This window comes from Leptospira borgpetersenii serovar Javanica, from assembly GCF_003046425.1.
In the GTDB taxonomy this organism is placed as follows: domain Bacteria; phylum Spirochaetota; class Leptospiria; order Leptospirales; family Leptospiraceae; genus Leptospira; species Leptospira borgpetersenii.
Map to the genome: position 1 here is coordinate 1 of NZ_QAJG01000027.1, position 10,000 is coordinate 10,000.

7 protein-coding genes (1 of these 7 cut by a window edge) are annotated in these 10,000 nt (G+C 43.3%); 1 reads left to right on the forward strand and 6 read right to left on the reverse strand.

Annotated elements, in window-relative coordinates:
• Window positions 1-243: 243 nt before the first annotated feature.
• Genes CLV95_RS15970 through CLV95_RS15980 form a run of 3 tightly spaced genes read right to left on the reverse strand, consistent with a single transcriptional unit; the run spans window position 244 to window position 3,398 of the window.
• On the reverse strand, window positions 244-1,515 hold the full coding sequence (locus tag CLV95_RS15970; protein ID WP_016561377.1) for a C40 family peptidase: 1,272 nt from the start codon (window positions 1,513-1,515) through the stop codon (window positions 244-246).
• A 48-nt stretch (window positions 1,516-1,563) separates the two neighbouring features.
• Window positions 1,564-2,871: a peptide MFS transporter gene (locus tag CLV95_RS15975; RefSeq protein ID WP_002734706.1), complete on the reverse strand. Its 1,308-nt coding sequence runs from the start codon at window positions 2,869-2,871 to the stop codon at window positions 1,564-1,566.
• The gene (locus CLV95_RS15980) at window positions 2,847-3,398 is read right to left on the reverse strand and encodes a cob(I)yrinic acid a,c-diamide adenosyltransferase (protein WP_002725504.1); all 552 of its coding nucleotides are present in this window, start codon (window positions 3,396-3,398) and stop codon (window positions 2,847-2,849) included. The genes CLV95_RS15975 and CLV95_RS15980 overlap by 25 nt, the downstream gene beginning before the upstream one ends.
• Before the next feature lie 327 nt (window positions 3,399-3,725).
• On the opposite strand from CLV95_RS15980, the gene CLV95_RS15985 reads away from it, so the two are divergent.
• Window positions 3,726-4,577, forward strand: a complete 852-nt coding sequence (locus tag CLV95_RS15985) for a flagellin N-terminal helical domain-containing protein (protein ID WP_002622159.1) — start codon at window positions 3,726-3,728, stop codon at window positions 4,575-4,577.
• A 163-nt stretch (window positions 4,578-4,740) separates the two neighbouring features.
• Here CLV95_RS15985 and CLV95_RS15990 read toward each other — a convergent pair whose 3' ends face one another.
• The 3 genes in view from CLV95_RS15990 to CLV95_RS16000 are tightly spaced (at most 11 nt apart) and all read right to left on the reverse strand, a layout consistent with a single transcriptional unit that may run on beyond the window.
• A complete protein-coding gene (locus CLV95_RS15990; RefSeq protein ID WP_002736474.1) occupies window positions 4,741-7,998 on the reverse strand; it encodes an efflux RND transporter permease subunit in 3,258 nt (1,085 codons plus the stop codon).
• An 11-nt stretch (window positions 7,999-8,009) separates the two neighbouring features.
• Window positions 8,010-9,092, reverse strand: coding sequence for a heavy metal-binding domain-containing protein (locus tag CLV95_RS15995; protein WP_002734652.1), 1,083 nt, complete (start codon window positions 9,090-9,092; stop codon window positions 8,010-8,012).
• Window positions 9,089-10,000 carry the 3' portion of a TolC family protein gene (locus CLV95_RS16000; RefSeq protein ID WP_002734676.1) on the reverse strand. Its footprint extends 561 nt past the window's final position, so 912 of the gene's 1,473 nt are visible here — the last part of the coding sequence; its start codon lies off the right edge, out of view; its stop codon occupies window positions 9,089-9,091. Before CLV95_RS16000 ends, CLV95_RS15995 begins: the two co-directional genes overlap by 4 nt.

Below are 10,000 nucleotides of genomic sequence, written 5' to 3' on the forward strand. Positions count from 1 at the left end.
TATATTCAATCTCAAAAATTTAGGCTATATTTGGAGTAGATTTTTAGATAACGAAACAACTCATGTTTCATACTCGTTTTTCATGAGGAAAGTCGGATCTTCAAGGAGAGATACCGTTGGGCTTTTAAGAAAGAAAAAAGTCTAATCCTCGATGAATTCGTAGAAGTTACCGGATTTGAGACTCCGCTATCTCACAAAGATTATGCATCCTCTATATTTACAGACGTTAAACCCAATAAATCGTCACTGAATCTTTTGAAACAATCTTCTCGATGTTACATAACGATCCAACCACCATTTCATGGAAATCTTATCGATTACAACACCTCTAGTGGAAGAAGCGTGCGCAAATTCCTTTTCACTGATGACAAGTCCCACATGAGTAATCTTACTTTGATTGGGAGACGCCGAAAAAAAAATCAAATCGCCCGCTCTCAAGCTGCTATGGGAAACCCCACTTCCCAACTTAGCTTGTTCTCTGCCGAGACGAGGAACTATTTTTACGGGAACTCCTATTCTTTTGTCCGTCAACGAACTGAACGTAAATCCGGAACAGTCCACTCCTTTTTTAGAAGTTCCTCCCCAATAATAAGGAGTACCCAACCATTCTTTGACTACTGAAAGCAAATAAGAAGAATTTAATATTTCCCATTCCATTTTACCGGGCTGAATCGGAGCATCCGGTTCCAGTTCGGGAACCAGAGGAGGTTCCGGAATGTTTTCTTCAAATCCGAATTTCGGTCTATCTCCGATTACTACTTCACCGGCAGAATCCAAACTGCGGTCCAAGGTTCTTGCCGTCGAGATCGCTATCGTCCAGGAATTCAAGGATTTACTTTTAGTACCGTCGTGCAAAGATTTGAGTTGAGACAAAAGATCGGATGCAAGGGTATATCGATCATTTGTCGGATTAAAAAAAATCGCCTGTCTAAAAGCGGAATCCGTTTTCTCAAAAGGAGAAGTTGCCCCCTTACTCGGAAAAAGTCCCAACACTCTGGATGCAAGCTGGTTTTCCGGAATCCCTACATATTTTCCCGCAATAAGAGCTCGTCCCCCTGCCAGAATGGAAAACCCGTCCCAACGGGATTTCAATGCAGTCGATAAAAAGACGTTCCGAATTTCTTCCCGAATTCCCGCCTTGTTCGTTTCCTTTACGAAAAGAGAAATTAAAACAAAATCCTTGTCGCTCAGTTTTTGTTTGGATAGAATTGGGATTGCATCTTCCGCTTCAGTAAAACGCATTCCGGATAAGGAAACGTAATATTGATTTACAATCAGATCCGCAATCATGTCGGGGGGCAAACCTTCCATAATCGCCCAAGGGATTGTGTTTTTTGTGATTTCGATCACCTTCGAATCTTTGGATTTTCCACCTAATTTCTGAAAAACGGAATTTCGGATTAAAAGGGTCTGGCCTGCTTCGAAATCTTCTTTGAGCAGATCGGAAAACGGATCCGCAAAAACGGACACAGAAAACCAAACAAGGGCCCAAAAGATCACTAGAATTCGAAACATCAAAATCTCCTAATATACAAATTTGAGAATATATAAAAGTTCATCCTTTTAGAAATCCAGACCGCGCATCCAAACTCGGAGCCTCTTTTGCACGAGATAAAGAGCACCTCCTCCCGCAAATGCAAACCCCGCAAACATTCCGAAAAACGTAGAGAAGTTGTCCGTTTTCATAAGACCCGCTAATTCTCCGGCAAGAATATTGCCGAAAAAACTGGAAAGAAACCAAACGCCCATCATAAACCCACCGAGATGATTCGGAGCCAGCTTCGTGACAAGTGAAAGTCCGCCTGGAGAAGTGAACAATTCTCCGATCGTAATACAAAGAACCATTAAAAAAAGCCAGACCGCTGAGATCTTGTGACCGATTCGAAAGTCAATGGTGGCTAATGTTAGAATTAAAAACCCGGAGCCCAAAATAAAAAAACCGCAAACAAACCTCGTGGAAGTATCCGGTTTCCAGCCCCTTTTGGAAAAGGCAGTCCAAAAAGAAGCGATCGCGGGTGCTAAACTCAAAATCAAAAGCGGATTTAAAGATTGAAAAAAAGGAGTAGGAATATCGTAACCGAACCAATTTCGATCCACGTGACGATCGATGAACAGATTCATAGAAGAACCGATCTGTTCGAACACCGCCCAGAAAATGATCGCAAACACGGTAAAAATCAGAATGATAATAACTCTTCGCTTTTCTTCTTTCGTTAAAGGAGGAGAATTCCTATTTCCTTTGTCGATACGATTCTTTTTGCCTGGTTCGAAAACCCGATCCGAAAATCTTTTTTGTCCGAAAAGAAAAATCAAAATTCCGAATAACACACCGAAGGCGGCCACACCGAATCCGTAACCCCAACCGAAAGACTCGCTGAAATATCCGCAGAAAAGAGGTCCTAAAAAACCACCAAAATTGATTCCCATATAAAAAATTGTAAAACCAGAATCTTTCATGTGAGTTTTCTTGTCTTCTTCGTAGATTCTTCCCACGACCGTGGAGATGTTGGGTTTAAAAAAACCGACTCCAATGATGAGCAGGGTCAATCCCAAAAGAAAAAACGGTTTTGTTTCAAAAGCGAGACTTAGATGTCCGAACATCATGAGAGTCGTTCCCAGAAGAATGGACTTCTTAAAACCCAAATAACGATCTGCGAGATAACCTCCTGCGAGAGGAGTTAAATAAACGAGACCTGTGTAAATACCGTAGATTCGATTTGCATTCGGATCCGAAAAGTGAAAAACTTTGGTGAGGAATAACACAAGTAAGGCACGCATTCCGTAGAAACTGAATCTCTCCCAAGTTTCCGTGAAAAACAAAATGGAGAGACCTTTCGGATGTGAATTCAGATTTTGGCCCTGGATGTCCATAAAGGTTCCTGAATATTCTCTTCTAAATTTGCAAAACGAGCGGCAACAAAAAAGAAATCCGAAAGACGATTGATAAACACCATGGGAGGGGAAAGAATCTCAAGCCCCTCTTCTTTGAATTTCACCATGTCTCTTTCCAATTTTCTCGCTACGGTTCTGGAAATGTGTAAAAATGCGGAGGCTTGGGTTCCGCCGGGAAGAATAAACTTTTTCAAAGGTTCTAGTTTCTCCTGCATTCGATCGATTTGATTTTCTAAGAAAGTAATGTCTTCTTCTAAAATGCAGGATTCTTTCTTAGGCCTAAAACCGGCTAGCTCCGATCCCAATTCAAAAAGAAGATTTTGAATCGTTCCCAAAGGAGGATGAAGAATGGATTTTTCCGACAAAAAAGATTTAACAACCCCGATTGTGGAATTAAGTTCGTCGGCGGTTCCGTACAATTCTACTCTTCGATCGGATTTTGGAACCTTCACGCCGGTTGCGAGGGAGGTTTGCCCGAAATCCCCTTTTTTTGTATAGATTTTCATAATTCTCTAACTTGCAAATGTCCCATTTATCTAAGAAAGAGACAAAATACGATCAAAACAATGGAAACGACGGATGGAAAGAAAAGGACTTTTTTTATAAAATGAAGGAAAAGAGTTGCTTTCAAAAATAGTTTTGGTTAATATTTTGACAAAAATTTCCTAAACTAAGGTTCGGCTCTCTCCGCACAATACTTTAGGAAAAAATATAAAAACTTTCACCTCCGTCCTAAAACAGAGTGGAAGTTCGCAGTGGAAAACAAAGGCGGTTCCCGCCCCAAAATATCGGCCCGGACGGATCCGGGCAACATTGACAGGGAGGTTGTGAAAATGATCATCAATCACAACATTAGTGCACTCAGGACGAACAACGTACTGAAAAGCGTAAATAAAGAATTGGATAAAACCATGGAGAAACTCTCCACCGGCTTGCGGATCAATCGCGCCGGGGATGATGCTCTCGGTTTTGCCATGTCCGAAAAAATGCGGACTCAGATCCGCGGCCTAGCTCAAGCAGAGCGTAACGTGATGGATGGGGTTTCCTTCATTCAGGTTACGGAAGGGACTCTGGAACAGGTTAACAATATCCTGCAAAGACTGAGAGAACTTTCGATCCAAACTTCGAACGGAATCTATTCCAACGAAGATCGTAAGCTCGTTCAGCTCGAAGTGGACCAACTGATCGAGGAAGTGGATCGTATCGGAAAGTCGGCGGAATTCAATCACATCAAACCTCTTTCCGGAGACCACTCCAAACAATCCAACAAACCGATCCAACTCCAAGTGGGTCCAAATCAAAATGAGAAACTCGATATCTTTATCGATTCTATGAACGCAACCGGTTTGCAATTGGTTGCAAACGGAAAAAAACAGGTCCTATCCTCTCCCGCAAGTGCGAATGCGATGATCGGGATTTTGGACACTGCAATTTCCAAAGTGAACCAACAAAGAGCCGATCTTGGTGCGTATTATAATCGTTTGGAAATCACTTCTCAGGGATTACAATCCAGCTATGTGAACATGGTTGCCGCAGAAAGCCGCGTGAGGGACGCGGATATGGCGGAGCAAATTGTCGATTACACGAGAAATCAAATTCTCACTAAAAGTGGTTCTGCGATGCTCGCTCAGGCGAACATGAGACCAGATCAAGTGGTGAAATTGTTAAGCGACAGATTCGGCTGATCGTAAGGGTTCTAAAAATTCTTCTGAAAGAGAAAATCTAAGATGAACCTGAAAACCTTTACCGTGATTGTAGAGGCCGTTCCAATTGGGCGGCCTTTTTGTTTTTACACGATGCGTAAACTCGACACATCCTTGAATTAATTATATTTTATTTTTTGAACATTCAAACTTGAGAATATTTCACCAATTCCGATTCTCCTTGTTTCCAAAGCAGATAAACCGGAGGATATACCAATAACTCCAAAATAAAACTCGTAGCAAGCCCACCCACCATCGGCGCGGCGATCCGCTTCATCACGTCCGAGCCCGTGCTACTGGACCAAAGAATTGGCAACAACCCCATCATTGCAGTAAAAACCGTCATGATCTTCGGACGAACCCTGTGAACCGCTCCGTGAAATACCACGTCGATCCATTCTTCCTCGGTTTTGAGTTTTCCTTTTTTGAGAGCGTCTTCGTAAGATAGATCCAAATACAAAAGCATAAAAACTCCTGTTTCTGCGTCCAGTCCCATGAGCGCGATCATTCCCACCCAAACCGCAACGGAAACGTGATAGTTGAGAATATACAAAAGTCCCACCGCCCCCACCAATGAAAACGGAACTGCGAGCAACACGATCCAGGTCTTTGTGTACGATCTTGTGTTTACGTATAACAGCAAAAAGATGACGAGCAACGTGATCGGAAGAACATACTTCATTCTTTCCCTAACCCGGATCATGTTTTCGTATTGACCGCTCCATTCGATCGTGTAGCCGCTCGGCATTTTGATCTTTTGTTCGATCAATTTTTTGGCTTGGTCGACGTAACCTCCGATATCGCTCGTGGAAGGATCGACGTAAACGTAACCCGCCAAAAATCCGTTTTCGTCCCGGATCATGGAAGGCCCCGTTTTTAAACGGACATCCGCGATTTCGGAAAGCGGAATATGTCCGAACGTTTGCGTGGGAACCAAAATCGCGCGGATCTTATCTGCGGAATCTCGGAGTTCCTTCGGATATCGAAGGTTTACGGAAAATCTTTCCCGTCCTTCTATAGTTTGTGTGATCGATTCTCCACCGATCGCGGAAGCCACGATTTGTTGTGCACTGTCCACGGATATATTATATCTTGCTAAATTAAGCCTTTTCAATTCTATGTCGAGATAGTATCCTCCTGCGGTTCGCTCCGCGAACGCACTTCTGGTTTCGGGGATCGTTTTCAAAACAGCTTCGATCTGGATTGCGAGTTTTTCAATTTCATCCAAAGAAGAACCGAGAATTTTGATTCCTATCGGTGTTCTCATTCCGGTACTCAACATGTCGATCCGCGCTTTGATCGGCATAGTCCAAGCGTTGGTAACTCCCGGAAAATCCATCTCCACGTTTAGCATTCGGATCAATTCTTCCTTCGTGATTCTTTCCGATAAAAACGGATAAAACGGGATTTGAAAAATTTTAGGCCATCCAGAATAGAATCGATTTGCTTTTCTCCATTCTTCTTTAGGATGTAGAAGTAAAACCGTTTCCATCATGGAGAACGGAGCCGAGTCGGTCGCGGTTTCTGATCTTCCTGATTTTCCGAAAACCCTTTTGACCTCGGGAATCGATTTGAGTTTTCGATCCATCGCGATCATGAGTTTTTCTGCTTCGGCTACTCCGATTCCGGATAACGTTGTCGGCATGTAAAGAATCGTTTCCTCGTCCAAAGGAGGCATGAACTCCGATCCCAAACTGAAATACATCGGTATCGTAAGAATTACGAGGAGTAACGCGGAAAAGATCGTTCGTTTCGGATTGTGAAGAACCCAACGGCAAACGGGTCCGTAGAACTTAAAAAGAATCTTACTGACCGGATGTTTTTCTTCGGGATAGTATTTCCCCACAAAAACAGCGGTTGCGATCTTGGAAAGAATCGGACTTTTGAATTCGAAAGGATCAACTCTCGTGAACAACATTCGAAACGCGGGATCCAATGTGATCGCAAGAACGGCTGCGACGGCCATTGCAATATTTTTTGAATATGCCAAAGGTTTAAACAATCTTCCTTCCTGATCGACCAAAGCGAACACCGGTATAAAAGCGACTGCAATAACAAGTAGAGAAAAGAATACGGACGGGCCGACTTCCAAAAGAGCTTCGAATCGAACCTGGTGATAATCCCCCTTTCTTCCAGAAGTTTCCCATTCTTCCAATTTTTTATACGCGTTTTCGACTTCCACAATCGCACCGTCTACGAGAACTCCGATGGAGATCGCCATCCCCGAAAGAGACATCAGGTTCGCGTTGATATCCAAAAGAAACATGGGAATAAACGATAGAAGCACGCTGATCGGAATCGTCAAAATAGGAATGATCGCCGATGGAAAATGCCAGAGAAACAAAAGAATCACCGCCGATACGATCAACATTTCTTCTACCAATTTCCATCGCAGAGTGGAGATCGCGTTGACAATCAACTCGGATCGATCATAGACGGTAATCAGTTCGGTTCCTTCGGGAAGATTTTTTCGGATTTCCGAAAGCCTGTTCTTCAAACGATCGATGACGTTTAACGCGTTTTCACCATGTCGCATAACAATCGTGCCACCGACCACGTCCCCTTCCCCGTTTAGATCCGTGATTCCTCGTCGTAAATCGGGTCCGAACTGAACGTTCGCCACGTTTTTTAAAAGAATCGGAGTTCCGTTTAAGTCGGTTCCCAAAGAGATGTTTTCTATGTCGTTCAGTGAAGAAAGATAACCGCGTCCACGGACCATATACTCAGCGCCCGAAATTTCCAAAAGTCTTCCGCCCGTTTCCTGGTTGCTCGCGCGAATTCTTTGGACGAGGGTTTCGAAATCTATATTATAAGATCGTAAAGCGTTTGGTTGGATCGTGATTTGATACTGTCTTTTAAATCCTCCGATCGAGGCTACTTCGGAAATTCCAGGAACCGCACCCAAAAAATATTTGAGTTTAAAATCTTGATAGGTTCTCAAATCGGCGAGATTCGAATTTCCGCTCGTGTCTGATAAAACGTATTGATACACCCAGCCCACGGAACTTGCGTCCGGACCGAGTTCGGTTTTGACCCCTGCGGGAAGATTGGATTGAATTCGAGAAAGATATTCCAAAACTCGAGATCTCGCCCAATAAATATCGGTTCCGTCCTGAAAAATCACGTGGACATACGAAAAGCCGAAATCGGAAAATCCCCGAACCGCTTTGATCTTCGGAGCACCGAGCAAAGACGTGATGATCGGATATGTTACTTGATCTTCTAAAATATCCGGACTTCGATCCCATCTTGAATATACGATGACCTGCGTATCGGAAAGATCCGGGATCGCGTCCAAGGGAATATTTCGAAGCGAGACGATTGACGCAACGATCGCGAATAAAGCCAGAATAATAATTATAAATTTATTATATACGGAAAAACGAATTATATTCTGAATCATGGATATCTGCCTCAGTGTTTGTGATCTTCGCCCGAGAAGCCGAAACGTATTTTGGCTTCCGAGTCGAGTAAAAAGGTCGATTCTACGACCACCGTTTGTCCTTCTTTCAATCCTTCCCTGATCTCGATCCAAGAACCTATGCTCGCTCCGGTTTTAACCGGAACGCCTACGAAACGATCCGGTCCCGTCTGCACATAAACGGTTTTATGCATCCCCGTGTCGAGGACTGCGGAGGAAGGAACGCTCAAAACGTTCTTCAGAGGAATGTCGATTTCCAGATCCCCGAACATTTGTGGTTTTAAAATTTGGTTTTTGTCGAAGACTTCGCTTCTGAGTCGAAGTGTTCGATTGTTCTTATCCAGGATTGTGTCGATGCTTGCGATTCTTCCCGAAAAAGTTGTATCGGGATATACGTTCGTTCGGAACGAAATTTTTAAACCGACATGCATAACGGAGAGATCGGATTCGTAAATTTGAGAATAGATATGCGCCCTTCCCGACTTACCTCCTAAGATCAATTCGGAAGGATCCCGTTTGCCGGAAGTCCAAAGACGGATTTGTTCCGTGGAAAGACCGAGTTGTCTGAGGCGAATCTGAGGATTCTGACCTGAAAACAAGGACGAATCGGATAACAATTCTCGAGCGTGCAACAGTTCCTTATACTCCGTGAGCGCCGTATACAAATCGGGATCATACGCGACCGTGGAATATGCGGAGATCTTTTTCTCCAAATTTCTTCTTTGGACTGTTTCCGTTCGAATTCCGATCGATTGTTGTTTTTCCAGGGAAAGTTTCAGCTCAGGAGAAGGATAATTTTTATTTTTCTGAATATTCTCTATTTTGAATATTTCTCCCGATTCTCCGTTTTCAGCTCCACTTGAAGAACTTTGGGAAGAATCGGGCATTCCGTGTTCTTCTCGATTCTCTTGCGTTTTTGGAACTAGATCCATATTACAAATCGGGCATGTTCCCGGTCGATCGGATGAATAGGTTGGATGCATCGGGCAGTAATAGATTCCTTTGGGTCGTTTACAAAGAGCCAAAACGGAAACAAGAACGACTAATGCGGTTAAAAGTAGAATTTTCTTTTTCATAAGGATTCTCCCGGGTGCGGATCGGATGGAAGGGATGGCGCCGGGGTTTCGGGCATTTTTGAATTCTTTCGAGTTTTGTGATCGTGTTCGAAGTACAGCCCGGTTTCTTTTCTCGGATAAAAAAGACTGAGCAATCTAAGAATGTTCAGAATGGATTCGTTTTTTCTTTCATAGAGGTCTTCTTTACGAATCTTTGCGTTGATCACTTCCACTTGCGCGACGAGAGCGTCTTGCAATTTCGTCTTACCGGGAAGATATAAATTGGAATTAGCTTGAACCGATTTTTCCAATTCGGGGATCAATTGTTTTTGAAGAATCTCGAGTTGTTTGCCGACTCCTCGGATGAGTTCGAAGTTTCTTTGCAGTTCGGAAACGATTTGTTTTCTCGCTTTTTCCGTGGATTCTTTTCCTGCGTCCGCTTGTTTTTCATATTGTCCCGTGATACTTCCCCATTTCAAAGCGGACCAAAACGGAACCTTCATAGTCACGCCAAAGCTAAAAAGATCTCCTCTGTATTCGGTCGTACCCATCAAACGATAATCCAGAGGACCTCGGTCCAACGCAAAAGTTTGCGATTTTCGTTTTATATACGAAACAAAAACCTCGGTTTGAGGAAGAATGGAGAGTTTACTCAGACGAACGGATTCCTTCAGACGTTTTTCCTCGACTAAAAATGCTTTATAGTCCGGGTTTTCCGTCGCGGAATTTTCGATCGAACCTTGCAGAGAAAGAATTGTATATTCGTTTTCTTTAAAGTACGAATCCAAATCCAAGGAAGAAAGTTCGTTTTTAGAAAGCCGATCTCCGATCTGAAAGTAACTTAACTGAGAGGAAAGGTCTTTGAGATTGGTGGCGTATTCGGTTTCCCTCTCTAAAGATTCTGTTTTTGCGATCGCCGGTTTAAACGC

Coding starts and splice junctions, on each gene's coding strand:
- CLV95_RS15970 (WP_016561377.1), bottom strand. CDS start 1,515: ATGTTTCGAATTCTAGTGATCTTTTGGGCCCTTGTTTGGTTTTCTGTG.
- CLV95_RS15975 (WP_002734706.1), bottom strand. CDS start 2,871: ATGGACATCCAGGGCCAAAATCTGAATTCACATCCGAAAGGTCTCTCC.
- CLV95_RS15980 (WP_002725504.1), bottom strand. CDS start 3,398: ATGAAAATCTATACAAAAAAAGGGGATTTCGGGCAAACCTCCCTCGCA.
- CLV95_RS15985 (WP_002622159.1), top strand. CDS start 3,726: ATGATCATCAATCACAACATTAGTGCACTCAGGACGAACAACGTACTG.
- CLV95_RS15990 (WP_002736474.1), bottom strand. CDS start 7,998: ATGATTCAGAATATAATTCGTTTTTCCGTATATAATAAATTTATAATT.
- CLV95_RS15995 (WP_002734652.1), bottom strand. CDS start 9,092: ATGAAAAAGAAAATTCTACTTTTAACCGCATTAGTCGTTCTTGTTTCC.